This is a genomic window from Micromonospora sp. LA-10 (assembly GCF_051853095.1).
GTDB lineage: Bacteria > Actinomycetota > Actinomycetes > Mycobacteriales > Micromonosporaceae > Micromonospora > Micromonospora echinospora_A.
Window position 1 is genome coordinate 4,322,715 of record NZ_CP195710.1, and the last position, 23,713, is coordinate 4,346,427.

The 23,713-nt window shown below is 72.9% G+C and carries 24 protein-coding genes; 16 read left to right on the plus strand and 8 right to left on the minus strand.

What is annotated here, in order from left to right; all coding sequences use genetic code 11:
• Positions 1–12 precede the first annotated feature (12 nt).
• Positions 13–1,545: a fused MFS/spermidine synthase gene (locus tag ACSDG8_RS20450; protein WP_210897005.1), complete on the plus strand. Its 1,533-nt coding sequence runs from the start codon at positions 13–15 to the stop codon at positions 1,543–1,545.
• Positions 1,546–1,616: 71 nt separating this feature from the next.
• The gene (locus tag ACSDG8_RS20455) at positions 1,617–3,236 is read left to right on the plus strand and encodes a serine/threonine-protein kinase (protein ID WP_210896784.1); all 1,620 of its coding nucleotides are present in this window, start codon (positions 1,617–1,619) and stop codon (positions 3,234–3,236) included.
• 109 nt (positions 3,237–3,345) lie between these two features.
• Here ACSDG8_RS20455 and ACSDG8_RS20460 read toward each other — a convergent pair whose 3' ends face one another.
• Both ACSDG8_RS20460 and ACSDG8_RS20465 read right to left on the minus strand, forming a co-directional pair.
• Positions 3,346–4,014 carry a potassium channel family protein gene (locus ACSDG8_RS20460; protein WP_116508798.1) on the minus strand — a complete coding sequence of 223 codons (669 nt, stop codon included), beginning with the start codon at positions 4,012–4,014 and terminating at the stop codon, positions 3,346–3,348.
• Positions 4,004–5,338 (minus strand): TrkH family potassium uptake protein, encoded by a 1,335-nt coding sequence (locus ACSDG8_RS20465; RefSeq protein WP_210896782.1) that lies wholly within the window; start codon positions 5,336–5,338, stop codon positions 4,004–4,006. Before ACSDG8_RS20465 ends, ACSDG8_RS20460 begins: the two co-directional genes overlap by 11 nt.
• A gap of 106 nt (positions 5,339–5,444) precedes the next feature.
• Here ACSDG8_RS20465 and ACSDG8_RS20470 point away from each other — a divergent pair, with 106 nt between their 5' ends.
• On the plus strand, positions 5,445–6,563 hold the full coding sequence (locus tag ACSDG8_RS20470) for a glycerophosphodiester phosphodiesterase (protein WP_210896780.1): 1,119 nt from the start codon (positions 5,445–5,447) through the stop codon (positions 6,561–6,563).
• Positions 6,564–6,884: 321 nt separating this feature from the next.
• On the opposite strand, the gene ACSDG8_RS20475 is transcribed toward ACSDG8_RS20470, so the two are convergent.
• A complete protein-coding gene (locus ACSDG8_RS20475) occupies positions 6,885–7,112 on the minus strand; it encodes a GntR family transcriptional regulator (RefSeq protein WP_013288708.1) in 228 nt (75 codons plus the stop codon).
• Positions 7,113–7,395: 283 nt separating this feature from the next.
• Between ACSDG8_RS20475 and ACSDG8_RS20480 the strand changes: the two genes are divergently transcribed.
• From ACSDG8_RS20480 to ACSDG8_RS20530, 11 genes are all read left to right on the plus strand, one after another.
• On the plus strand, positions 7,396–7,698 hold the full coding sequence (locus ACSDG8_RS20480; protein ID WP_210896778.1) for a DivIVA domain-containing protein: 303 nt from the start codon (positions 7,396–7,398) through the stop codon (positions 7,696–7,698).
• A complete protein-coding gene (locus ACSDG8_RS20485) occupies positions 7,695–7,940 on the plus strand; it encodes a hypothetical protein (protein WP_210896776.1) in 246 nt (81 codons plus the stop codon). Before ACSDG8_RS20480 ends, ACSDG8_RS20485 begins: the two co-directional genes overlap by 4 nt.
• Positions 7,941–8,156: 216 nt before the next feature.
• Positions 8,157–9,365 carry a substrate-binding domain-containing protein gene (locus ACSDG8_RS20490; protein ID WP_210896774.1) on the plus strand — a complete coding sequence of 403 codons (1,209 nt, stop codon included), beginning with the start codon at positions 8,157–8,159 and terminating at the stop codon, positions 9,363–9,365.
• Between the two features lie 3 nt (positions 9,366–9,368).
• Positions 9,369–10,112 carry an ABC transporter ATP-binding protein gene (locus ACSDG8_RS20495; RefSeq protein WP_210942538.1) on the plus strand — a complete coding sequence of 248 codons (744 nt, stop codon included), beginning with the start codon at positions 9,369–9,371 and terminating at the stop codon, positions 10,110–10,112.
• The gene (locus ACSDG8_RS20500; RefSeq protein WP_210896772.1) at positions 10,113–10,841 is read left to right on the plus strand and encodes an ABC transporter ATP-binding protein; all 729 of its coding nucleotides are present in this window, start codon (positions 10,113–10,115) and stop codon (positions 10,839–10,841) included. It begins immediately after the preceding gene.
• Positions 10,838–11,728 carry a branched-chain amino acid ABC transporter permease gene (locus tag ACSDG8_RS20505; RefSeq protein ID WP_210896770.1) on the plus strand — a complete coding sequence of 297 codons (891 nt, stop codon included), beginning with the start codon at positions 10,838–10,840 and terminating at the stop codon, positions 11,726–11,728. The genes ACSDG8_RS20500 and ACSDG8_RS20505 overlap by 4 nt, the downstream gene beginning before the upstream one ends.
• The gene (locus ACSDG8_RS20510) at positions 11,725–12,834 is read left to right on the plus strand and encodes a branched-chain amino acid ABC transporter permease (RefSeq protein ID WP_210896768.1); all 1,110 of its coding nucleotides are present in this window, start codon (positions 11,725–11,727) and stop codon (positions 12,832–12,834) included. The genes ACSDG8_RS20505 and ACSDG8_RS20510 overlap by 4 nt, the downstream gene beginning before the upstream one ends.
• Before the next feature lie 146 nt (positions 12,835–12,980).
• Positions 12,981–13,733, plus strand: a complete 753-nt coding sequence (locus tag ACSDG8_RS20515) for an SDR family NAD(P)-dependent oxidoreductase (RefSeq protein WP_210896766.1) — start codon at positions 12,981–12,983, stop codon at positions 13,731–13,733.
• 61 nt (positions 13,734–13,794) lie between these two features.
• Complete coding sequence (locus ACSDG8_RS20520) at positions 13,795–15,915, plus strand: RecQ family ATP-dependent DNA helicase (RefSeq protein ID WP_210942537.1); 2,121 nt, start codon at positions 13,795–13,797, stop codon at positions 15,913–15,915.
• 247 nt (positions 15,916–16,162) lie between these two features.
• Entirely contained in the window at positions 16,163–16,393 is a 231-nt protein-coding gene (locus ACSDG8_RS20525; protein WP_030502921.1) for a heavy-metal-associated domain-containing protein, read from the plus strand.
• Positions 16,386–17,576, plus strand: coding sequence for a hypothetical protein (locus tag ACSDG8_RS20530; protein ID WP_210896764.1), 1,191 nt, complete (start codon positions 16,386–16,388; stop codon positions 17,574–17,576). Before ACSDG8_RS20525 ends, ACSDG8_RS20530 begins: the two co-directional genes overlap by 8 nt.
• On the opposite strand, the gene ACSDG8_RS20535 is transcribed toward ACSDG8_RS20530, so the two are convergent.
• A complete protein-coding gene (locus ACSDG8_RS20535; protein WP_030502923.1) occupies positions 17,573–17,992 on the minus strand; it encodes a helix-turn-helix domain-containing protein in 420 nt (139 codons plus the stop codon). The two genes, ACSDG8_RS20530 and ACSDG8_RS20535, sit on opposite strands and share 4 nt — an antisense overlap.
• 180 nt (positions 17,993–18,172) lie before the next feature.
• Here ACSDG8_RS20535 and ACSDG8_RS20540 point away from each other — a divergent pair, with 180 nt between their 5' ends.
• Positions 18,173–18,607: a hypothetical protein gene (locus ACSDG8_RS20540; protein ID WP_210896762.1), complete on the plus strand. Its 435-nt coding sequence runs from the start codon at positions 18,173–18,175 to the stop codon at positions 18,605–18,607.
• Positions 18,608–18,615: 8 nt separating this feature from the next.
• Here ACSDG8_RS20540 and ACSDG8_RS20545 read toward each other — a convergent pair whose 3' ends face one another.
• Together ACSDG8_RS20545 and ACSDG8_RS20550 are read right to left on the minus strand one after the other, a co-directional pair.
• On the minus strand, positions 18,616–19,764 hold the full coding sequence (locus tag ACSDG8_RS20545) for a class I SAM-dependent methyltransferase (protein WP_210896759.1): 1,149 nt from the start codon (positions 19,762–19,764) through the stop codon (positions 18,616–18,618).
• A 176-nt stretch (positions 19,765–19,940) separates the two neighbouring features.
• A complete protein-coding gene (locus tag ACSDG8_RS20550) occupies positions 19,941–21,617 on the minus strand; it encodes a DEAD/DEAH box helicase (RefSeq protein WP_210896757.1) in 1,677 nt (558 codons plus the stop codon).
• Between the two features lie 283 nt (positions 21,618–21,900).
• Between ACSDG8_RS20550 and ACSDG8_RS20555 the strand changes: the two genes are divergently transcribed.
• Positions 21,901–22,587: a ferritin-like fold-containing protein gene (locus ACSDG8_RS20555; RefSeq protein WP_210896755.1), complete on the plus strand. Its 687-nt coding sequence runs from the start codon at positions 21,901–21,903 to the stop codon at positions 22,585–22,587.
• Positions 22,588–22,633: 46 nt separating this feature from the next.
• On the opposite strand, the gene ACSDG8_RS20560 is transcribed toward ACSDG8_RS20555, so the two are convergent.
• Both ACSDG8_RS20560 and ACSDG8_RS20565 read right to left on the minus strand, forming a co-directional pair.
• The gene (locus ACSDG8_RS20560) at positions 22,634–22,861 is read right to left on the minus strand and encodes a DUF3107 domain-containing protein (RefSeq protein WP_030502928.1); all 228 of its coding nucleotides are present in this window, start codon (positions 22,859–22,861) and stop codon (positions 22,634–22,636) included.
• 65 nt (positions 22,862–22,926) lie between these two features.
• Positions 22,927–23,565, minus strand: coding sequence for a TetR/AcrR family transcriptional regulator (locus tag ACSDG8_RS20565; protein WP_073828993.1), 639 nt, complete (start codon positions 23,563–23,565; stop codon positions 22,927–22,929).
• Positions 23,566–23,713 lie beyond the last annotated feature (148 nt).

The following is a 23,713-nucleotide window of genomic DNA, read 5'->3' on the forward strand; positions in this document are numbered from 1 at the left end:
ACATCCGACGTCATGGCGGAACCGGCGGCCGACGCCCCGGTTCCGCCGCGGGCCCTGCCCAACGGGCTCGCCGCGTTCCTCGTCTTCTTCTCCAGCGGCGCCGTGCTGGTGCTGGAGACCGTCTCGTTGCGCCTGGTCGGCCCGTACGTCGGGGTGACGCTCCAGGTGACCAGCTCGGTCATCGGCATGGCGCTGGCCGCCATCGCGTACGGGGCGTGGTTCGGCGGGTGGCTCGCCGACCGGCGTGACCCGCGCACCCTTCTCGCCCCGGCGCTGGTGCTGGCGGGCATCGCCACCGCCGTCACCCTGCCGATCGTCAGGTACGCCGGTGAGATTCTGCGCGGCGGCGCCGCGAGCGCGGTGCTCCTGCTGACCGCGCTGACTGTGGTCCTGCCGGCGGCGCTGCTGGCCGGCATCACCCCGCTCGTGGTGAAGCTTCAGCTCGCCGACCTGCGCCGCACCGGCCAGGTGGTGGGCAAGCTGTCCAGCATCGGCACGCTCGGCGGCATCACCGCCACGCTCGGCACCGGCTTCGTGCTGGTGGCCGCGCTGTCCAGCTCCGTCATCGTGCTGGGGCTCGCCGCCGCGCTCGGGGTGACCGGGCTGGCGCTCGGCGTCTGGCTGCGACGGCAGGCCGGCGCCGGCGGGCCGTCCACGCCCGGCCGGGTCAAGGCCGCGCTGGCGTTGCTCGGTCTCGCCGCGGCCGGGCTCACCGCGGCGGCCCCGAACCCGTGCGACGTGGAGACCGCGTACCACTGCGCCCGGGTCGAGGTGGACCCGTCGTGGCCGCAGGGGCGCACGCTCTACCTCAACTCGGCCGAGCACTCCTACGTCGACCTGAACGAGCCGAACCACCTGAAGTATGCATACACGCAGTGGATCGGCCTGGTCGCGGACGTGGCGCGGCCGGCGAAGCAGCCGATGGACGCGCTGCACCTGGGCGGCGGTGGCTTCACCGTGCCGAACTACCTGGCCGCGACCCGGCCCGGCACCGACAACCTGGTGTTCGAGCTGGACGGCGGGCTGGTCGAGCTGGACCGGCGGGAGCTGGGCCTGCGCACCGGCCCGCGGATGCGCGCCGAGGTGGGCGACGCGCGGGTGCTGCTGCGTGACGAGCCGACCGACAGCCGCGACTTCATCGTCGGCGACGCGTTCGGGCACCTGGTGGTGCCGTGGCACCTGGCCACCCGGGAGATGGCCGCCGACATCCGGCGGGTGCTGCGCCCGGACGGGATCTACGTGCAGAACGTCATCGACTACCCGCCGGGCCGGTTCATCCGGGCCGAGCTGGCCACTGTGAAGGCCGAGTTCGCGCACGTCGCGCTGATCGCGCCGCCCGGCGCGATCGACGGGGAGCAGGGCGCCAACTTCGTGATCGTCGCCTCGGACGCGCCGCTGCCGCTGGACGCGATCCCGCCCGGGCTGAAGCTGCTGCCGGAGCGGGCCGAGCTGATGAACGAGGCGCAGGTGACCGAATGGGTCGGCGACGCGATGGTGCTCACCGACGACTACGCGCCGGTGGACCAACTCCTCGCGACCGCCTGAACGGGTGACTTTCCTGACCGATTCCGACCGCTGAGGTGTACCGGGGCCCACTTCGGGCAACAGGACCGACCATGGGTGGACCGGTCAGGAACGGCGTGCAACTGCTCGGCGAGCGATATCGGCTCGTCGAGCAGTTGGGTGCGGGCGGCATGTCGGTCGTCTGGCGCGGATACGACGAGGTGCTGGGCCGGCAGGTGGCGGTCAAGGTGCTGGCCTCGCGGCTGGCCAGCGACAAGGCGTTCCGGCACCGGATCCGGGTGGAGGCGCAGGCCGCCGCGCGGCTGTGCCACCCCAACATCACCAACGTGTACGACTACGGCGAGTCGGTCCAGGTCGGGCTGACAGTGCCGTACGTGGTCATGGAGCTGGTCGACGGCGGTCCGCTCAGCGGCCGGCTCGGCCGCGACGGGCAGCTTCCCTGGCGGGAGGCCATGACCATCGGCGCGGAGGTCGCCTCGGCGCTCGCCGCCGCGCACGCCCGGGGCGTGGTGCACCGGGACGTCACACCGGGCAACGTGATGCTCACCCCGACCGGCGTGAAGGTCGTCGACTTCGGCATCTCGGCGCTGGTGGGGGAGAGCGACAAGGGGCCGGACGGCGCGCTGCTCGGCACGCCCGCGTACCTGGCGCCGGAACGGCTGGACAACGGTCACGTCTCGCCCGCCACCGACGTGTACGCGGTCGGGCTGCTGCTGTACCGGATGCTCACCGGCCGCCTGCCGTGGCAGGCCAGCACCACCACCGAGATGCTGCGCGCCCACATGTACCGAGACCCGGACCCGATGCCGCCGGTGCCGGGGCTGCCCGAGCCGGTCACCGCGCTGGTGCAGCGGTGCATGGCCAAGCGTCCCGAGGACCGCCCGGCGACCGCCGAGGTGGCCCGTACGCTCGCCGAGGCCGCCGGGATCGCGGCCATCGTGCCGGTGTCACCGGCGTTCGGCCGGATGGACCCGGCGCTCGCCGAGAACGCGGGCACCACGATCCTGCCCTGGTCGGCGGAGACCGACGCGCTGCCGTTCTCGGCGGTCCGCACCCGCACCCGGCGGGCCGTGGCGCGGCGACGCAAGGTGGAGGCCGGGGTGGCCGCCGTCGGGCTGGTCGCGGTCACCGCCACGCTGTGGGGGCTGACGTCGCGGAGCCCGGCCAGCGGCGGTGTCGAGCCGACCGAGGCGCGGATGAGCCTGCCCGAGCCGACGCTCTGCGCTGTCGACTACTCGCTGCGCCGCGACACCGGCAAGGACTTCTCCGCCGAGCTGACGCTGACCAACACCAGCGACCAGGAGCTGCGCGGCTGGACCATGAGCTTCACGTTCCCCGGCAAGCAGACGGTCACCACGGCCCAGCCGCCGGCCCGGCAGGAGGGGCGTACGGTGTCGATTCCCGCGCCCACCGCGACCCCGGCGCTGGCCCCGGGCGCGTCGGCGAAGCTCACCCTGGCCGGGCGCTACACCGGGAGCAACACGCTGCCGGTGGCGTTCACCATCGGCGGCAAGAGCTGCGACGTGCAGGTGTCCGGCATCGCCGGCTCGGCGCCCGCCACCGCGCCGCCGGTGAAGACGCCGGTCAAGCCGGCCACCAAGTCCACCGCCAAGAGCGGGCCGGCGAAGGCGAAGCCGGCGCCGCCGAAGTCGAAGCCCAAGGCCGCGCCGAAGCCGAAGGGCAAGGAGGGTCCCAAGGGAAAAGCGCAGTAGACCGGCCGAAGGGGGGTGAGCACGGCAAGGGCAAGGGCCCGAAGAAGGGCTGACCGTTTCAGGCCGGCGCGGCCGTCAGGTCAGCACGGCCGTCACGTCAGCACAGCCGTCACGTCAGCGCGGAGAAGCGCTGCACCTGGGAGATGCCGCCCTCCACGATGAGCACGCTGTCCGCCTTCAGCACCGTGTCCGGTCCGACGTACCGGAACGGTTCCCCGGCCTGCTTCTCGCCCACCACCATCACGCCGTACCGGTCCTGCGGCGCGATGTCGCGCAGCGCCCGCCCGACCAGCGGCGCCGGCACCTTGATCTTGGCGATGGCGAAGTCGTCGTCGAACTCGATGAAGTCGAGCATCCGGCTGACGATCAGGTGCGCCACCCGCTCGCCGGTCTCCTGCTCGGGGAAGACCACGTGGTGCGCGCCGACCGAGTGCAGGATCTTCGCGTGCTTCTCCGAGGTGGCCCGCGCCCAGATCTGCGCGATCCCCAGCTCGGCCAGGGCCAGTACGGTGAGCACGCTCGCCTCCAGCGACGCCCCGATCGCGACCACCACCCGGCCGAAGTCCGCCAGCCCGAGCTGGCGCAGCACCACCTCCTCGGTGGTGTCCGCCTGCACCACCCGATCCAGGTCGGCCGACCAGTGCTGGACCCGGTTCGGGTCGTGGTCGATCGCCAGCACCTCGTAACCGAGCCGGGACAGGGACTCCGCCAGGCGCGAGCCGAACCGGCCCAGGCCGATCACCGCGATGCCGGTCTCCTCCGGATGTCTAGCCGACAATGGGTTGCTCCTCCGGGTAGCGGTACAGCCGTCGACGGGTGTTCAACGCGATGGCCGAGCCGAGCGTGAGCGGCCCGATCCGGCCGATGTACATGAGCGCGGTCAGCACGTACTGGCCCGGCGGGGAGAGCTGCCCGGACACCCCGACGGTCAGGCCGGTGGTGCTGAACGCGGAGGTGACCTCGAACAACGCGGCGGCGAACGACACCTGCGAGGTCATCGCGATCAGGCTGACCGTCCCGCCGGCCACCAGCGCCACGCTCAGCAGCGCCACCGTCAGCGCCTGCCGCTGGCTCGCCGCCGCCACCCGGCGCCGCCCGACGGTGGTGTCCGGCTCGCCCCGCAGCTCGGCCCAGATGGCGAAGCCGAGCAGGAAGAACGTGGAGACCTTGATGCCGCCCGCGGTGCTGGCGCTGCCGCCGCCGATGAACATCAGGCCGATCAGCATCGGGTAGCTCTCGTCGGTGAGCCGCCCGACGTTGACGACGTCGAAGCCGCCGGTACGGCTCAACGCGATCTGGGTGAACGACGCCAGCAGCTTGCCCGGCACGTCGTACGTCCCGATCGTGAACGGATTGGTCCACTCCGCCATCAGCAGGTAGGCGACGCCGAAGACGGTCAGCACCACGCTGCCCCAGACGGTCAGCTTCGTGGCGACCGCCCAGCGCGCCGGCTGCCGCCACTCGCGTACCGCCTCGAACAGCGCCGGGAAACCCAGCCCGCCGATGATCGCGCCGATGCTCAGCGGCAGCGCCACCCAGCCGTCGCGGGAGAACGCGATCAGGCCGTCGGAGTAGAGCGCGAACCCGCCGTTGTTGAACGCCTGCACCGAGTGGAACACCGCCGACCAGAGCGCCCGGCCCGGCCGGTAGTCGTACGCCAGGAACAGGCGCGCGGCGATCACCGCCGTCATCAGCGCCTCGGTGACGAAGACGGTCGCCGCGATGCGCAACAGCAGCCGGCGTACGTCGCCGAGGCCGAACTCGGCGGTCTCCGCCTGCACGAGCAGCCGGTTACGCAGGCCCAGCTGGCGGGAGACCGCCAGGATCACCAGCGACGCCCCGGTCAGGATGCCCAGACCGCCGAGCTGCGTCAGCACGGTGATCATCACGAGCCCGAAGCCGTTCCAGTAGTTCGGCGTGTCAGTGATCGCCATCCCGGTCACCGACACCGCCGACGTCGACGTGAACAGCGCGGTGACGAACGGGGTGTACCGCTGTTCGCTGGTGGCCCAGGGCAGCATCAGCAGACCGGTGCCGACCAGGATCACCGCCAGGAACCCCAACGGCACCAGCCGTACGGGCTTCCGGAGCAGACGGCGCACCCCGTCATCTTCCGTCCGGAGATTCACCGGCAGGTCAGGAACAGACCAACTGGCGGTCAACCACGCCCGGTCTGCTGTGCGTACCCATCGACGACAGGAGACGGCGTTGCGACGTACCCTTTCCGCCCTCGGCGTGGCCGGCGCGCTGCTCGCGGCGGCCGCTGTGGTGGCGCCGGCCGTGGCCGCCCAGGCCGGCCCGGACCACCGCGCCGAGCAGGCCCGCGCGCCCCAGCGGCCGATCGTGATCGGCCACCGCGGCGCGAGCGGCTACCGCCCGGAGCACACCCTGGAGGCCTACCGGCTCGCCATCCGGCAGGGCGCCGACTTCATCGAGCCGGACCTGGTCTCGACGAAGGACGGCGTCCTGGTCGCGCGGCACGAGAACGAGATCTCCGGTACGACCGACGTGGCCGCCCACCCCGAGTTCGCCGCCCGCAAGGCGACGAAGACCATCGACGGGGTCACCGTCACCGGCTGGTTCACCGAGGACTTCACGCTCGCCGAGCTGAAGACGCTGCGGGCCAAGGAGCGGCTGCCCCAGGAGCGGGTCGCGAACACCGCGTTCGACGGCAAGTTCGAGATCCCGACGTTCCAGGAAGTCATCGACCTGGCGCGGACCGAGTCGAAGGCCCGGGGCCGGACCATCGGCGTTTACCCGGAGACCAAGCACCCCACCTACTTCGCCTCGATCGGCCGCCCGCTGGAGGAGCCGCTGGTCTCGGTGCTGCGCCGCAACCGGCTCACCCACCGCGCCGACCCGGTGTTCGTCCAGAGCTTCGAGACCGCCAACCTGCGCAAGCTCGACAAGATGATCGACGTGCGGCTGGTGCAGCTCATGGACGCGAGCGGCGCGCCGTACGACTTCGTCGCGGGCGGCGACAAGCGGACCTACGCGGACCTGGCCACGCCCGCCGGATTGGCCTGGATCTCCCGGTACGCCGACGGCGTCGGCCTCAACAAGAACCTGATCGTGCCCCGGGACTCCGCCGGCCGGCTGCTCGCGCCGACCTCGGTGATCCGGGACGCGCACCGGCAGAAGCTGGTGGTGCACGCGTGGACGTTCCGGGCCGAGAACCAGTTCCTGCCGGTGGACTTCCGCATCGGCGCCGACCCGAACGCGCGTGGTGACATCACGTCCGAGTACGAGCTGTTCTTCGACCTGGGTCTGGACGGCGTGTTCAGCGACCACCCGGACACGGCAGTGGCCGCCCGAGCCGGCCGCTGACGCACGCTCCCTGTGACGGGGTGCCCGCCGCAAGCGGCGGGCACCCCGTCCGCGCTTCCCCCGGGTCCGTCGCGCTCGGCCGCCCCCGAGATCTTGGTAGGAAACGGCCCCTCCGAGGGCCATTCCGTACCAAGATCTCCCCCACTTCAGCGATCTTGGAGTTGTGGCACCTCACGTACCGTCCTTATTCCGACATCCTGGGCGCCACAACTCCAAGATCGGCGGTGGTGGGCGGGGGTTGTCGCGCGGGGCGGGCGCCACTTCGGGGAAGTGGCTGCTTCCGGGCGCGATGATGCCGCCACTTCGGCGTAGTGGAGTTGATCAGCTCGGGGGTTCGGCTACGTAGGTGCCTCGGCCGGGCTGGCCGGTGATCAGCTCGCGATCGTGCAGCAGCGACATCGCGCGGTAGGCCGTGTTCATGTGGACGCCGTAGGTCTCGGCCAACTCGCGGGTGGAGGGCAGCCTGTCGCCGGGCTTCAGCTCGCCACTTTTGATCTTCGCGGCGATGTCGTTGGCGATACGGCGGAACGGTGCTTCTGCTGTGGGCATGGTGGGGACTCCGGTTGGTTCGGCGAATCCGATCCTGCCCTACCTGCACAAGTAACTGCAACAAGTTGCCCAGCACGTCGAGAGTGGAGGCTCGTGCATAACCAGATACTGGTGTAGGTTGAGTCGCGTCCGGCTCCGGTTGGTTCGGCAAACCTCGGGAGTCGGACCTGGATTGGGCTCCGGGGTCGTACTGCCGAACGGGCTGCGGTCTCGGGGTCGGCGGCCCGCCCGCGTCCCCTGTCTGCGGGCGGGCCGCCTCCACGGCTCGGTGAGGAGGATCGGCGTGCGTAACGTGCTCAACCTGTTCCAGCCAACCCGGCGACGTGGCAAGGGCGGGTCGCCCAACCAGGGCTGGTACCGCTCGGACTCGTGCCGGCCGCTGAGCGTCGGGCAGATCCGCGAGCGGAGGTTCCGCACCGTGCGGCACGGGCTCGACCCGACGGAGGTGCACGCCTTCCTCTACCGGGTGGCCGGTGACCTGGCGCTGGCCCGGCGCGACGCGTCCCGGTACGCCGAGGAGAACACGCGCATCAAGGCGGCGCTCAAGAGCTGGCAGTCCCGGTTCACGCCAGGTGCGCAGCGGTGAGCCGGGAGCGGTTCGTCGTACACCTGCCGGTGCTCGCGGCCGACCTCGACGCCGCGCGGGGGTTCGCGCGGGCGATCTGCCGGGCGCTCGGGTTCCTGGCCGACGTGGAGCGCGCCGGGACCACCGTGTCACGGGAGGACGAGCAGTCCGTACGCCACTGGGTCTGGTGCGACCGGTCGCGCGACGGTGGCCGGCGATGCGCACGAGCGGCCGACCACGACGGGGACTGCGGCGGGCGGTGACCGGCGCGCGATGGCGCGGGCCGACATTCCCGGTGACGTGCGCGTGGTGGGTGCGGCCATCCGGGGTCGGCGCGGTTACGTGTCGATGTCCGGCGTTGTAACGAGTGGCCACCCCGTCCCGGGCACTTGTGTGCGCCGACCACATAGCCCGTGGGTGACGTCACTTCTAGCGTGAGCCGACAACTGACATTCCCCCTGTCCTCACCTGGAGTCGCAATGACGATCCGGCACACGCGACGGGTGTTCCTTACCGCCGCCACCTCGGTGGCGGTCGCTCTGGCCGCCACGGCCTGTGGCAGCCCGCAGGACACCGCATCCGGCGGCGGCGGCGACGACGCCGCCCCGGTCAAGGTCGGTCTGGTCTACTCCCAGTCCGGCCCGCTCGCCAGCTACGGCAAGCAGTACATCGAGGGCTTCAAGGCGGGCCTCGACTTCGCCACCAAGGGCACCGGCAAGGTCGGTGACCGCACGATCGAGGTCACCGAGGCCGACGAAGCGGGCGACCCGGCCAAGGCCGTGTCCGCCGCGAAGGACCTGATCGGCAAGGGTACGAAGATCATCGCCGGGTCCACCTCCTCCGGGGTGGCGCTCCAGGTCGCGCCGATCGCCGCGCAGAACAAGGTGCTGTTCATCTCCGGCCCGGCCGCCACCGACGCGGTGACCGGCGCGAACAAGTACACGTTCCGCTCCGGCCGGCAGTCCTGGCAGGACGTGGTGACCGCCCGGTCGTTCATCGGCGACGCGGGCGGCAAGAAGGTCGTCGTGTTCGCGCAGGACGGCGCGTTCGGCGACGCCAACGAGGCCGCCGTCAAGGCCGTCATCGGGGGCGCCGGCGCGAACGTGAGCAGCGTCCGGGCTCCGGCCAGCGCCACCGAGTTCACGCCGTTCGCCAGCCAGATCAAGGCCGCCAAGCCGGACCTGCTCTTCGTCGCCTGGGCCGGCACCACCGCCGGCGCCATGTGGCAGACGCTCGACCAGCAGGGCGTCCTCGCCTCCACCACCGTTGTCACCGGGCTGGACATCCGCGCCTCCTGGCCGACGTTCGGCGCGGCCGGCAGCAAGATCTCGTTCCTGTCGCACTACTTCGACGGCGCCAGCGACACCGAGGCCGCGAAGGCCGCGAAGGCGAAGGTGCCGGGCGGCACGCTCGACCTGTTCCACCCGGACGGGTTCGCCGCCGCGCAGATGGTCGTCCGTGCCGTGCAGGAGGGCGGCGACGACGTGGAGAAGATGGTCACCGCGCTGGAGGGCTGGGAGTTCGAAGGCGTCAAGGGCACCATGAAGATCCGCGCCGAGGACCACGCCCTGCTCCAGCCGATGTACCAGGCGAAGCTCTCCGGCAGCGGCACCACCTTCACGGCGACCGCGCAGAAGTCGCTCACCGGTGACGAGAGCGCGCCGCCGGTCGCGCAGATGAAGGGCTGACCCGTGCTCGCCACCCGCGGTCTGACCTGGCGGATCGGTGAGGTCGCCATCGTCGACTCCGTCTACCTCGATCTGGCGCCGGGGGAGTTCCTCGGCGTGATCGGGCCCAACGGCGCCGGCAAGACCTCCCTGTTCAACCTGATCACCGGCCTGCGCCGGCCCACCGAGGGCACGGTCCTGCTGGACGGCGCGGACATCACCGCGCTTCCGCCGCACCGGCGTGCCCGGCTCGGACTGGGGCGTACCTTCCAGGCGTCCTCGGTCTTCGGCTCGCTGACCGTGCGGGAGAACGTCCGGCTGGCCGTACAGGCTCACCGGGGTGGCTCGATGAAGCTGTGGCGGCGGGCGGCGGCCGACCGGGAGGTGGCCGCCGCCGCCGACGCGGCGCTCGACCGGGTCGGCCTGCACCACAGGGGTACGGCGCTCGCCGGCACCCTGGCCCACGGCGAGAAGCGCAAGCTGGAGATCGCGCTGCTGCTCGCCGGGGAACCCCGCGTGATGCTGCTGGACGAGCCGATGGCCGGGGTGAGCGCCGAGGACGTGCCCGAACTGGTCAGCGTGATCAAGTCGTTGACCGGCGACAGCGACCGGGCGGTGCTCATGGTGGAACACCACATGGACGTGATCCTGGAGCTGGCCGACCGGATCGCCGTGATGCACCACGGCGCGCTGCTGGCGTGCGACACCCCGGAGACCGTGATGGCGAACGCCACCGTGCAGGAGGCGTACCTGGGGGAGGCGCTCTAAATGACCGAACCTGTCCTGTCCGTGGCGGACCTGTCCGTGCGGATCGCCGGACTGCACATCCTCCAGGGTGTGTCGTTCGAGGTCGCGCCGACCGGCGTGACGGTGCTGCTCGGGCGCAACGGCGTCGGCAAGACCACCACGCTGCGCGCGATCGTCGGGCTGACGCCGCGCGGCGGCGAGGTGCGCGGCAGCGTACGCATGGGGGCACGCAGCCTGCTCGCCCGCCCCACCCACCGGCTGGTCCGCGACGGCCTCGGCTACGTGCCGGAGGACCGCTGCGTCTTCGCCGGGCTCACCGTCGCGGAGAACCTGCGGCTCGCCGAACGACGCGGCGTCGCGCCCGCGTACGACAAGGTCTTCGCACTTTTCCCAGAGCTGGAGCGGCGCGGACGGCAACGGGCCGGCTCGCTGTCCGGCGGGCAGCAGCAGATGCTCTCGATCGGCCGGGTGCTGCTGAACGACAACCGGCTGCTGCTGGTCGACGAGCCGACGAAAGGGCTGGCGCCGAAGGTGGTGACCGAGGTGGCCGAGGTGCTGGAACGGGTCGCGGAATCCGTGCCGGTGCTGCTGGTCGAGCAGAACCTGGCGGTGGTACGGCGGCTGGCGACCGACGCGGTGGTGCTCTCCGCCGGGAAGGTCGCGTGGACCGGCGACGCCCAGGAGTTGCTGCTGGAGACCGCGCTGACCAAGTCGCTGCTCGGCGTGGGTTCGGCGGAGGTGCACTCATGAACACAGTGGTCCTGCTGACGCTGACCGGGCTGGGCCTGGCGGCGCTGTACTTCCTCGTCGCCTCCGGCCTGTCCCTCGTCTTCGGCCTCGCCGACGTGCTCAACTTCGCGCACGGGCTGTTCCTCGGCGTCGGCGCGTACGCGACCTGGTGGGCGTCGGGCAACCTGCCCGGCGCCGGACCGGACGGGTTCGGCTTCGTGCTGGCAGTCGTCTTCGGCGTGCTGGCCGGTTCGCTCGTCGCGGTGCTCGTGGAGCTGGTGCTGATCCGGCCGCTCTACTCCCGCACCATCGAGCAGGTGCTCGTCACCGTCGGCCTGTCGCTCGCCGGGGTGGCGCTGCTCCAGGCCACCTGGGGCGCCGACCCGCGGCCGTTCCCGCGCCCGGACTGGAGCCGGAACGTGACCTCGGTGCTCGGCGCTCAGGTGCCGAACGCCGGGCTGCTGCTGATCGTCGCCGCCGCTGTGGTGCTCGGCGCGCTGCTGGCGTTCCTGCGCTGGACCCGGTACGGCCTGATCATCCGGGCCGGGGTGGAGAACCGGGAGATGGTGACGGCGCTCGGCATCGACGTACGCAAGGCGTTCACGCTGGTCTTCGCGATCGGCGGGGCCGCCGCCGCGTTGGCCGGCGCGCTCGGCGGCGTCTACTTCGGCACCGTCTCGCCGGGGCAGGGCGGCTCGCTGCTGATCTTCGCCTTCATCGTGGTGGTGATCGGCGGGATGGGCTCGGTGGTCGGGTCCGCGTACGCGGCGGTCGCGGTGGGGCTGCTGCAACAGTTCGTCAACTACTACGGCACGTCCGGGCTGGGCGACCTGTGCGTGGTCGGTCTGCTCGCCGTGGTGCTGCTGCTGCGTCCGCAGGGCCTGGCCGGAAAGGTGGCTCACGCATGACCAACTCGGTGGTCGACGCGCCTCCGGCGCAGGTGCCGGACGAGCTGACCCCCGGCCGCGCCCGCTGGCACGGACTGCGCCCGTACCTGCCGCTGGTGGCGCTGGTGGTGGCGGCGGTCCTGCCGTACTCCACACTGCACCTGCCCGGGATCTTCGAGGGGCCGCTGAACTCGCCGGGCACGCTGCAACTGCTCGCCATCTGCCTGGTGTTCGGCGGGCTCGCGGCCGGCTACGACCTGCTGTTCGGGCGTACCGGAATGCTCTCCTTCGGCCACGCCCTCTACTTCGCCGCCGGCGTGTACGGCACCGACATCCTGGTCACCAAGGCCGGGTTGCCGCTGTGGCAGGCCGCCGTGCTGACGGTGATCGGCGGTACGACGCTCGCCGCGCTGCTCGGCGCGGTGGCGCTGCGTACGGTGGGCATCGCGTTCGCCATGGTGACGCTGGCGTTCGCGCAGGTCGGGGCGATCCTGGTGGCCCGCGACTTCGGTGGCCTCACCGGCGGTGAGGAGGGGCTGCCGCTGGACGTGTCCGGGCTGCCGTCAGCGCTGGTGGGCGTCACGAACACGGTGAACCTGTACTGGCTGGCGCTGGCGTACCTGGCCATAGTGGTCCTGGTCGTGCACCGGGTCAGCGCCTCGCCGACCGGGCGGGTGCTCGCCGGGCTGCGCGACGACGAGCGGCGCATCGGGGTGCTGGGGCTCGACCCGTACCGGTTCAAGCTGGTCGCGTTCACGCTGGCCGGTGGTCTCGCGTCGGCCGGCGGGGTGGTCTACGTGCTGATCGTCGGCGGCGCGAGCCCGCACATCACCTCGTCGGAGCTGACGCTGTCGCTGCTGGTCATGGTGGTGCTCGGCGGCCCCGGTACGCGGTGGGGGCCGGTGCTGGGCGGCGTCCTCTACATGTACCTGGACCACCGGCTCACCGCGTTCGGCAGCAGCGAGGCGGTGAACAGCCTGCCCGCGTTCCTCAGCCACCCGCTGAGTCAGCCCCTGTTCGTCCTGGGCACCGTGTTCATCCTGGCCGTCTACTTCTTCCCCGGCGGCCTGGCCAGCCTGCGCTCCCGCCTGGCTCCCGTCCTGGCGGCCCTCCGCCGCCCCCGCTGACCCCTGCCCCCGCCCCACGCCTCGGCGATCATGAAGTTAACGGCACGACACGCCGTGTCCGGCCACGCTAACTTCATGATCGCCGGGCCGGAATCGCGCCGGGCCGGAATCGCCGGCACCGGGCAGGACGCGGAAGGGGAGTGGGCATGGGGGAGCAGCGACGGCTGGCTGTGGTCAGTGGGGGTGGGACCGGGATCGGGGCGGCCGTGGCACGGGGGCTCGTGGACGACGGGTTCGACGTGATCGTGGTGGGGCGGCGGGGTGACGTGCTCGAAGCCGCCGCTCGGCGGATCTGTGCCGAGAGCGGGCGGGACGGGGCGGTCACGCCTGTCGTTGCCGACCTGACCGATCCGGGGCAGGTCGGCGCGGTGGTGGACGCCGTGGGCGAGCGCGCCGTGGACGCGGTCGTGAACAACGCCGGTGGCTACCTGGGCGGGTCGACCGACTCGCTCGCCGGGGTGGCGGACTGGTGGCGGGCCAACCTGGACGCCAACGTGCTCACCGCAGTACTGCTCACCGAGGCGCTGCTGCCCGCCCTGCGCCGACCCGGCGGCCGTGTGGTCCTGCTCAGCTCGATCGCCGCGCAGCGCGGTGGTGGCGGCCCGTACTCGGCCGCGAAGGCCGCGCTGCACGGCTGGGCGTACGACCTGGCCGCCCAGCTCGGCCCCGATCAGATCACCGTGAACGTGGTCAGCCCCGGCTACGTGGCCGAGACCGAGTTCTTCGGCGACCGGATGACGCCCGAGGGGCACGCCAAGCGGGTCGCCGCCACGCTCGTCGGCCGGGCCGGCGTGCCGGACGACATCGCGGCTGCGGTCAGCTACCTGGTGGGCCCGTCCGCCGGGTACGTCACCGGGCAGGTGCTCGGCGTCAACGGCGGTTCCGTCCTCGGCCGCTGACGAGAGGCCACCCGCCGCCCGGTCCGCTCCTGGTGTCCGCCGCCCCTGGTAGAAATGCCGGATGAGCGAGGATCGGACGGCCGTACGGGAACGCGCCGAAGCGGTACTGCGACGGCTGGCGGGTGACCACGCCCGGCTGCGCGAGGACCAGTGGCGGGCCATCGAGGCGCTCGTGGTCGACCGGCGGCGGGTGCTCTGCGTGCAGCGCACCGGTTGGGGCAAGTCGGCCGTCTACTTCGTGGCCACAGCGCTGCTGCGCGAGGGCAACCAGCACGGGCCGACGGTGATCGTCTCGCCGCTGCTGGCGCTGATGCGCAACCAGGTCGAGTCGGCCGCCCGGGCCGGCATCCGGGCGCGCACCATCAACTCGGCGAACCTGGACGAGTGGGACGAGATCACCGCCGAGATCCACGCCGGGGCCGTCGACGTGCTGCTGATCAGCCCGGAGCGGCTCAACAACCCGGACTTCCGCGACGGCGTACTGCCGAAGCTCGCCGCCACCACCGGGCTGCTGGTGGTGGACGAGGCACACTGCGTCTCCGACTGGGGGCACGACTTCCGGCCCGACTACCGGCGGCTGCGCATGTTCCTGGCGAACCTGCCCGAGCGCACGCCGGTGCTGGCCACCACCGCCACCGCCAACGCCCGGGTGACGCAGGACGTGGCCGAGCAACTGGGCGACGCGCTGGTGCTGCGCGGCACGCTCGACCGGGAGTCGCTGCGCCTCGGCGTACTCGATCTGCCGAGCCCGGCCCACCGCCTGGCCTGGCTGGCCGACCACCTGGACCGGCTGCCCGGCTCGGGGATCATTTACACGCTCACCGTCGCGGCGGCCACCGAGACGGCCGACTTCCTGCGCGGCCGGGGCTGGTCGGTCGCCTCCTACACCGGGCAGGCCGAGGACGCCGACCGGCGGGCCGCCGAACAGGACCTGCTCGACAACAAGATCAAGGCACTGGTCGCCACCAGCGCGCTCGGCATGGGCTTCGACAAACCCGACCTCGGCTTCGTCGTGCACCTGGGCGCGCCGCCCTCGCCGATCGCCTACTACCAGCAGGTCGGCCGCGCGGGCCGGGCCGTCGAGCACGCCGAGGTGCTGCTCCTGCCCGGCGTGGAGGACGCGGCCATCTGGCGGTACTTCGCCTCGCTCGCCTTCCCGCCCGAGGAACAGGTCCGCGCCGTGCTCGCCGCGCTGGACACCGAACGGCCGATCTCCACCCAGGCCCTGGAACCGGTGGTCGACCTGCGCCGGGCCCGGCTGGAACTGATGCTCAAGGTGCTCGACGTGGACGGCGCGGTCCGCCGGGTGCGCGGCGGCTGGCTCGCCACCGGCGAGCCCTGGGTCTACGACGAGGCCCGGTTGCGGCGCGTCGCCGACGCGCGCGCCGCCGAGCAGCGGGCCATGCGGGAGTACGCCTCGACGTCCGGCTGTCGCATGCGCTACCTGCGGGAAGGGCTGGACGACAGCGGGGCGGCCGACTGCGGGCGGTGCGACAACTGCGCCGGCCCGCTGTTCGACGCCGCCGTCTCCGAGCAGGCGCTGACCGCCGCGCAGACGTTCCTCGGGCGCCCCGGCGTGCCGATCCCGCCCAAGAAGCTCTGGCCCACCGGGTTGGAGGCGGTGGGCGTACCCCTGAAAGGCCGCATCCCCCCGGCGGAGCAGGCGCTGCCGGGCCGGGCCGTGGGACGCCTCTCCGACCTGGGGTGGGGCGGGCGGTTGCGCGGGCTGGTCGGGCCGGAGGCGCCCGACGGCCCGGTGCCCGACGACGTGGTGGCGGCCGTGGTCGAGGTGCTGAAGGCGTGGGCGCACGGCGACGACCCGTGGCCCCGGCGGCCGGTGGGCGTGGTCGCCGTCGGCTCCCGGATGCGACCGCTGCTGGTCGGCTCGCTGGCCGAGCGGATCGCCGCCGTGGGCCGGCTGCCGCTGCTCGGCCACGTCGTCCCGGCCGGTCCGTCCGGCGGTGGTGGTCCGCGCGGCAACAGCGCCCAGCGGGTACGCACGCTGCACGACGCCTTCCGCCTGCCGGACGAGCTGGCCGACGCGCTGCCGGGGCTGGACGGTCCGGTGCTGCTGGTGGACGACCTGGTCGACTCGGGCTGGACCATGGCCATGGTGGCGCGGCTGCTGCGCCGGGCGGGTGCGCCGGACGTGCTGCCGCTGGCGCTCGCGGTGGCCGGCTGACCCGTCGCGTCCGCGCGGCAGGTCCGGGCGGACGTGTCGCGGACAAGTCCCGGCGGTCGCGGCGCGGACAGTTCCGGCCGTCGCGTCGCTGGACAAGTCTCGGCGGTCGTGGCGCGGCTTGTTCCGGCCGGTCGCGTCGCGGGCAGTCCCGGTCGTCGGATAGTTCCCGGCGCGGCCGGAATGCGAGCGTCGCCACCGTCGGCGGACCGTCGGCGGAGCGGCCCGTGACCGGCGGTACCGTGGGGTCATGACCGAGCAGCTACCCGTCGTCCAGACGTACACCGTGACCGGGATGACCTGCGAACACTGCGTCCGGGCGGTGACCGAGGAGCTGTCCGCGCTGCCCGGCGTCGAGGAGGTCCGGATCGATCTGGCCGGTGGCACCGCCACCGTCACCAGTGACGCCCCGCTGCCGGTCGAGTCGGTCCGCGCCGCCGTGGACGAGGCGGGTTACGAGCTGGTCGGCGGCGGTGCCTGAGTTGTCGTCCGGCACGTCCGGCACCGGCGTCGTCCCCGACGACTCCGTGGCCGGCGCGACACCGCCCGGGGATGCCGCGAGTTCCGGCGACGGTGCCCGGTCCGGGGATGCCGCGCGGCCTGGGGATGCGGCGCGGTCCGAAGGCGCGGCGCGGGACGGGGACGAGGCGCGGTCCGGGGGCGCGGCGCCTTCCGGGGGCGCGGCGCGGTCCGGAGCGGGTGACAGTGCCGGGGCGGCTGCGGGCGGCCCGGTCGCTGTGGATCGGGAGACGCTGCGGCTGGCCCTGGTGGTGGGCGGCCTCGTGCTCGCCGTGCTGCTCGGGTTCGGGCTCGGCCGGATCAACGCGCCCGCCGACCCGGCGCGGCCCGCCGCCACGGCGAGCGGGGCCACCGCGGGCGACGGCGGCATGCACGCCCACGCGCCCGGCACCGGCGCGCACACCCACGACGGCGCCTCTGTCACCCAGGGTGGCGGCGACGGCGCGGCCGGGCTGTCCGTCACCTCGGCCGGCTACACGCTGGTCCCGTCGAACGCCGAGCTGACCGCCGGTCGCGCCGGCGAGCTGCGCTTCCAGATCCGCGACGACAAGCGCCGCGCGGTCACCCGGTTCGCCGTGGTGCACGACAAGCCGATGCACGTGATCGTGGTGCGCCGTGACCTGAGCGGTTACCTGCACCTGCACCCCACGATGGCCGCCGACGGCACCTGGTCGGTGCCGCTCGGGCCGCTCGACCCGGGCTCCTGGCGGATGTACGCGGACTTCACCGCTGTCGCCGACGACGGCGGACAGGTCGCTGTGGTGCTCGGCGCCGACCTGGCCGCGCCCGGCGCGTACCGGCCCCGGCCGTTGCCCGCCGCCGCCACGTCGGCCACAGTCGACGGGTTCACCGCCGCGTACACGGGCACGCCGGAGGTGGGACGCTCGGTGCCGCTGCGGTTCCGGGTCACCGGCGCGGACGGCGCGACAGCGCCGCTGGAGCCGTACCTCGGCGCGTACGGGCACCTGGTCGCGCTGCGCGAAGGTGACCTCGGCTACCTGCACGTACACCCGGAGCCGGTGCGTGACGGCGACGAGGTGACGTTCTGGCTGACCGCGCCGGGGCCGGGAAACTACCGGATGTTCCTGGACTTCCAGGTGGGCGGCGTGGTGCGGACCGCCGAGTTCACGCTGACGGTGGCCTAGCCGGCGCGGCGGACCGGGCGGCGGGCCAGGTAGCGGAGCAGGTCGCGGATGTGGTGCTTCTCCTCGGCGGGCACGCTCGGGTCGGCCAGCCGGTCCAGGATCACCCGCACGTCGGCCTCCACCGGGCCGTCCTCGGCGCCCCGGCGGCGCGGCACCGGCCCGGCGTCGGGCAGGCCAAGCGCGCGGAACGCGGCCGCCACGGGCAGGTCGAGAGCGGCACAGAAGCCGCGCACCTTGGCGAGTTCGGGGTAGTCCTGCCAGTCGCCGGCCAGCCAGCGGAACACAGTCGAGCGGCCGACTCCGGTGTGGGTGGCCAGATCGGTGACCGTCCAGCCACGTTCCTCGCGCGCGTCGTCGATGGCCCGGCGTACGAAGCGTGCGAAGGCCATCTGCGGCGAAACGTCTGCCGAACCCATCCCTCCGGATCTGTCCCCTTCCGCCGGTGGCCCGGCTCTGCCGATCGAGCCTAGTACGCCGGGCCGCAGAAGTAACTGACTGATCGGTCGGAAGGTCCCGCTGGCGAGACCGGCCGACTACAGAAAGTTGCCGAAAGTCAATTAAGCTGCGTGAATCCTGAGAGTCGTCGGAGGAGCAGCATGGCCCAGCCGGATCGTCCCGTCCCGCACCGCCCCGGTGCGGTGAGCCTCTTCTTCGTAGCGAAGGCCGGCGTGTTCGCGCTGGGCTTCTGGATCTGGCTGCTGGTCCTGGCGGTACGGGGAAGCGAGGCGACAGGCGTGCACCTGATCGCCGCGACCGGCGCGGTCTGCACCACGCTCGCCGGGGTGGTCCTCGGCGCGCGGATGGCGCTGCAGCGCAACGCCGCCGCCCGGCACGCCGAGCTGAAGCGGCTGCTCGTCGACATCTCCTGGAACGCCTTCGCCGCCGCCGGCAACGCCGGCCAGCCCGGCGGAAAGGTGGTGCCGTTCCCGGCCGCGGCGGAGGAGGGCGAGCGGCCCGCCAACCGCGGCCCGGGTGAGCGCGTGTCGGTGCTGGACCGGGGCGACCGCAACCGGGGTGACCGGGGGCGGTAGCGCGGCCCTCAGGCCCGCTCGGCCAGCAGCGTCTCCAGCCGGGGCGTCACGCCCCACTGGCCGACCAGCTCGCGATACTCGGAACGCTGGTCGTCGGTCGGCGCGCCGGCCGTCCGGCGTGCCCGGATGAGCAGGTTGCGCGGCGTGTGCTGGGAGTCGACGAACTCCACCACCTCGGCGCGGTACCCGTGCAGGCGCAGCAGCCCGGCCCGCAGCGCGTCGGTCAGCACGTCGGCGAACCGCTCCCGCAGGATGCCCTGCCGGGTCAGCAGCTCGTACGGCCCCGGGGCCGGGCGCGCCCGGAGCTGGGCGGCCAGGTCGTGGTGGCAGCAGGGCGCGGCGAGCACCCAGCGGGCGTCCCAGCGCACCGCGCGGGCCAGCGCCTCGTCGGTGGCGGTGTCGCAGGCGTGCAGCGCGAGCACCAGGTCCGGCGCCGGTTCGACGGACGCCTCGGCGATGGTGCCGGCCACGAAGCTGACCCGGTCGGCCCAGCCCAGCCGCTCGGCCAGCTCGGTGTTGCGGCGGCGCTGGTCCTCGCGTACGTCCACCCCGACGAGCGTCACGTCCAGCCCGCGCCGGACCAGGTAGCGGTAGGCGGCGAAGGTCAGGTACGCGTTGCCGCAGCCCAGGTCCACCACCCGCAGCGGGCCGGTGAGGTCGTCGGGCAGTGTCGCGGCCAGCGTGCGCAGGAACGCGTCGACCTGCCGGCGCTTGGCCGCCGAGCCGCCGATCTCCCGGAAGAGGGGATCACCCGGGTCGAGCAGCCACTCCTTGGCCCGGTCGTGCCGCTCCGGCTCGCCACCGGTACGGCTGGCCGCGGCACGGTGCACCTGCGCCTCACCGGACTTCGTCACCCGCAGCTGGAGCGTGGCGTCGGTGGTCTCGACGTGCCAGTTGCCGAACGGCTCGGCGAGCAGTTCGTCCACTGCGGCGTCGGCCTCGGTTCCCGGCGCCACGTTGCGGGTGTGCGGCCGGGACCCGTCGGAGGTGGCGATCTGCAACCGGGGGCCGCCCTTGAGCGCGACCGGGCGCAGTTCCGCGCGTACCACCGAGGGACGCTGCCCACGACGCCGCCCGGCGGCCACCGCACGGGTCAGTCCCGGTGCGAGCAGCAGCGCCCGTACCTCCGACAGCGCCGAGTCCAACGGCTCCGGCATCCCTACCTACCTCTCCAGTTCTCCCACCTCACCGACCTGGTTGATCATGAGGTTGGCCGTACGCGAGCACGGCGTGTCGCGCCGTCAACTTCATGATCACCGCGTGGGTTCGGCGGTCGTGGGACGGGGACGGCCTCCGGGACCGTGGTCCGGGAGGCCGTTTCCGTCGGTGTGGGTCAGTCGGCGTTGCTGGCCTCGGCGGGCGCGCCGGCGCTGCCGCCACGGCGGCGACGACGGCGACGCGGCTTGGTGGACGCCTCGCCTTCCCCGGTCGCCGGTGCGGCGGCGGTCTCGGCCGCGCCCTCGGTGCCGATCACCGCGGTCGGCTCACCGGCCACCGGCTCGCCGGCCCGGCGACGACGCCGCCGACGCGGCGTACGGGTCGCCTCGCCGTCTCCGGCCTCGGCCTGCCCGGCGGGCGCGTCCCCGCCCTCGCTCGCGCGGCCCCGACCGCGGTCACCACGGTCACCGCGGTCGCCACGGTCACGGTCACCCCGCTCGCGGCCCCGGCTGTCGCCGCGCCGCGCGCCCCGGCGCAACCGGCCGCCGCCACCCAGGTCCTCCTCGACCTCGGCGGACAGACCGGCGCGGGTGCGCTCGGCGGTCGGCAGCGTGCCGCTGACGTCCGTCGGGATGTCCAGATCGGTGTAGAGGTGCGCGGAGGTGTGGTACGTCTCCGGCGGCTCGGGCATGTCCAGCCCGAGCGTCTTGTCGACGATCCGCCAGCGGGGCATGTCGTCCCAGTCGACGAACGTCACAGCGACACCGGTGGCCCCGGCCCGGCCGGTACGGCCGATGCGGTGGGTGTAGGTGTCCTGGTCCTCGGGGCAGTCGTAGTTGATCACGTGCGTGACGCCGGTGACGTCGATGCCCCGGGCCGCCACGTCGGTGGCGACCAACGTGTCGATCTTGCCCGCGCGGAACGCCCGCAGCGCCCGCTCCCGCGCGCCCTGGCCCAGGTCGCCGTGCACGGCGGCCACGGCGAAGCCACGGAAGTCGAGATCCTCGGCGACCCGGTCGGCGGCCCGCTTGGTGCGGGTGAAGATCATGGTCAGGCCGCGGCCCTCCGCCTGGAGGATGCGCGCCACGATCTCGACCTTGTTCAGCGAGTGCGTGCGGTACGCGAGCTGCGTGGTCTGCGGGGACGGGCCGGTCTCGGCGGTGTGCCCGGCGTGGATCGTCACCGGCCGGCGCAGGAACCGCCGCGACAGCGCGACGATCGGGTCCGGCATGGTGGCCGAGAACAGCATGGTCTGCCGGTCCTCCGGCAGCATCGCCAGGATCTTCTCGACGTCGTCGAGGAAGCCCAGGTCGAGCATGCGGTCGGCCTCGTCGAGGACCAGCGCGCGGACCCGGTCGAGCCGCAGGTGCTTCTGCTTCTGCAGGTCCATCAGGCGGCCGGGAGTGCCGACCAGGATCTCGACGCCCTTGCGCAGCGCCTCGATCTGCGGCTCGTACGCCACGCCGCCGTAGATCGGCAGCACCCGGACACCCCGGGTACGGCCGGCGGCGTCGAGGTCCTTGGCGACCTGGATGCCCAGCTCGCGGGTAGGTACGACGACGAGCGCCTGCGGGACGCCGTCGCTGCCCTCGGACGGGGCGAACACCCGCTCCAGCAGCGGGATGCCGAAGCCGAGCGTCTTGCCGGTGCCGGTCGGGGCCTGCCCGATCAGGTCGACGCCGCGCAGCGCGATCGGCAGCGCGTACTCCTGGATGGCGAAGGCGCGGGTGATGCCGGCGGCGGCCAGCGCCTCGACGGTCTCCTGCCGCGCGCCGAGCGCGGCGAACGTGGGTGCCTCCGGGGGGACCGGAGCGGTGGGGGCCAGTGGCTGGCCGGAAATCTGCTCGCTCATATGGATTTGGGGGTGCCCTCTCGTGGTGCGCCCCTCAGATCCTCAGGGCGCGATCGGTGTGGCGCGGGCCACGCGGTCGGGGGCGTTTCGCCGAGCCGGACCGGGCCGCACGCGCGTCGGGGACCGGCCTTGATCAGCGAAGCTGACCGAATCGGTGCCCACGGCAACTGTCTCATCCTACCTGAACGGCCCCTGAGTCGTCCCGATTCCCAGGTGGTGGCCGTGCGCGCGGGGCGGCTTGCTGTGACTTGAGTCACAGCCCTGGCGCCGGTAGCCTGCGCTCGTGGCCGCCCCCGACCCCGCCGCGACCGGCTCCGCCGCCGCCGACCCCACCGCCCCCGATCCCGCCGCGACCGACCTGTTCGGGCTCGTCGCGTACGGCGAACTGCTCGCCTTCGACCGCCTCGCCGCCGACGCCCGCCTCGCGCCCGACCTGGGCCGCCGCGCCGCGCTCAGCGAGATGGCCGCCGCGGAGATCGCGCACTACCGCTGGCTGACCGACCGCCTCGCCGTGTGGGGCGTCACCCCGGAGGAGGCGATGGCCCCCTACGTCGAGGCGCTGCGGGCGTACCACGACTCGACCGAGCCGCGGGACTGGGCGGAGGCGGTGACGAAGGCGTACGTGGGTGACGCGATCACCGACGACTTCCTGCGCGGAATCGCCGACGGCCTGGCCGGGCCGGAGCGCGCGCTGCTGCTCGACGTGCTGCACGACTCCCGGTACGCCGAGTTCGCCGCCGGCGAGATCCGGGCCGCGATCGAGGCCGATCCACGGGCCGCAGGCCGGCTCTCCATGTGGGCCCGGCGGCTGCTGGGGGAGGCGCTCTCCCAGGCCGGACGGGTCGCCGCCGCCGATCGGGGCGCGCTCGGCGCGTTGATCGGCCGGACCGGCGGGGACGTGCCGGGGCTGCTGCGCCGGCTGACCGAGGCGCACACCGCGCGGATGACGGCGGTCGGGCTGAACAACTGAGCCGCCGTGGCGGGAGGCCCGCCACGGCGGCCGGTGCCGCGGGAGATCAGCGAACGGTGAACCCGACCGCGCGAGGCGAGGCCTCGGCGATCTCGACGTAGGCGACCTTGCCGACCGGCACGATGACCCGCCGGCCCTTCTCGTCGGTCAGTGAGAGCGTGCCCTCGCTCCTGGCGAAGGCGTCGGTCACGATCTGCTCGATCTCGGCCGGCGACTGCGCGCTCTCCAGGACCAGCTCCCGCGGCGCGTACTGCACGCCGATCTTGACCTCCACTGTGCCTCCTCAACTGGGGCGAAAAAGCCACCGTGGGAAGGCTATCCGATCCGGTGGCCCGATGTTCAGGCTGACTCACCTTGCAGCGGGAAGCTGGCGATGCCACGCCAGGACAGGGCCGCGACCAGTGCCTCGGCCTCCGCCTTGGGCACCTGCCGGCCGCCGGCGAGCCAGAACTGGGCGGCCGTCTCGGCGGCGCCGACCAGGCCCGAGGCGAGCAGTTCGGCGTGCGACCGGCTGACCCCGGTGTCCGAGATGATCGTGTCGGTGATGGCCGCGATGCAGCCCTGCTCGACCCGCTCCACCCGCTGCCGCACCGCCGGGTCGTTGCGCAGGTCGGACTCGAAGACCAGCCGGAACGCCTCGCTCTCGTGGTCGACGAAGTCGAAGTACGCGCGGACCGCGGCGCTCACCCGCTCCTTGTTGTCGTTCGTGCCGCTCATCGCGTCCTGCACCTTGGCCACTATCGCGTCACAGTGCGTGTCCAACAGCGCCAGGTACAGCTCCATCTTCCCGGGGAAGTGTTGGTAGAGCACCGGCTTGGAAACCCCGGCCCGCTCAGCGATGTCGTCCATCGCGGCGGCGTGGTAGCCCTGCGCGACGAACACCTCCTGAGCAGCGGCGAGCAGCTGCTTACGGCGTGCCGAGCGGGGCAGGCGGGTGGGCCGACCGGCGGTCTGTGCACCGTTCCCCACTGCGGTCATGGGATCCTCCGAGTATCTGCGTACGAGCCGGCACGTATCACCCGAACCGGTGCGGGTTCGTGAACCCGTCGCGGAATTGGCCCGCCGCTGTAACTTATCGCCACTGTCACCACACGGTAGCCTCAGCGGGGGCGACCAAGGAGCGCGC

Excerpts from the sequence above, each read along its gene's own strand:
- ACSDG8_RS20450 (WP_210897005.1), top strand. The coding sequence starts at position 13 with ATGGCGGAACCGGCGGCCGACGCCCCGGTTCCGCCGCGGGCCCTGCCC.
- ACSDG8_RS20455 (WP_210896784.1), top strand. The coding sequence starts at position 1,617 with ATGGGTGGACCGGTCAGGAACGGCGTGCAACTGCTCGGCGAGCGATAT.
- ACSDG8_RS20475 (WP_013288708.1), bottom strand. The coding sequence starts at position 7,112 with ATGCCCACAGCAGAAGCACCGTTCCGCCGTATCGCCAACGACATCGCC.
- ACSDG8_RS20490 (WP_210896774.1), top strand. The coding sequence starts at position 8,157 with ATGACGATCCGGCACACGCGACGGGTGTTCCTTACCGCCGCCACCTCG.
- ACSDG8_RS20500 (WP_210896772.1), top strand. The coding sequence starts at position 10,113 with ATGACCGAACCTGTCCTGTCCGTGGCGGACCTGTCCGTGCGGATCGCC.
- ACSDG8_RS20505 (WP_210896770.1), top strand. The coding sequence starts at position 10,838 with ATGAACACAGTGGTCCTGCTGACGCTGACCGGGCTGGGCCTGGCGGCG.
- ACSDG8_RS20510 (WP_210896768.1), top strand. The coding sequence starts at position 11,725 with ATGACCAACTCGGTGGTCGACGCGCCTCCGGCGCAGGTGCCGGACGAG.
- ACSDG8_RS20515 (WP_210896766.1), top strand. The coding sequence starts at position 12,981 with ATGGGGGAGCAGCGACGGCTGGCTGTGGTCAGTGGGGGTGGGACCGGG.
- ACSDG8_RS20520 (WP_210942537.1), top strand. The coding sequence starts at position 13,795 with ATGAGCGAGGATCGGACGGCCGTACGGGAACGCGCCGAAGCGGTACTG.
- ACSDG8_RS20525 (WP_030502921.1), top strand. The coding sequence starts at position 16,163 with ATGACCGAGCAGCTACCCGTCGTCCAGACGTACACCGTGACCGGGATG.
- ACSDG8_RS20535 (WP_030502923.1), bottom strand. The coding sequence starts at position 17,992 with ATGGGTTCGGCAGACGTTTCGCCGCAGATGGCCTTCGCACGCTTCGTA.
- ACSDG8_RS20540 (WP_210896762.1), top strand. The coding sequence starts at position 18,173 with ATGGCCCAGCCGGATCGTCCCGTCCCGCACCGCCCCGGTGCGGTGAGC.
- ACSDG8_RS20545 (WP_210896759.1), bottom strand. The coding sequence starts at position 19,764 with ATGCCGGAGCCGTTGGACTCGGCGCTGTCGGAGGTACGGGCGCTGCTG.
- ACSDG8_RS20550 (WP_210896757.1), bottom strand. The coding sequence starts at position 21,617 with ATGAGCGAGCAGATTTCCGGCCAGCCACTGGCCCCCACCGCTCCGGTC.
- ACSDG8_RS20565 (WP_073828993.1), bottom strand. The coding sequence starts at position 23,565 with ATGACCGCAGTGGGGAACGGTGCACAGACCGCCGGTCGGCCCACCCGC.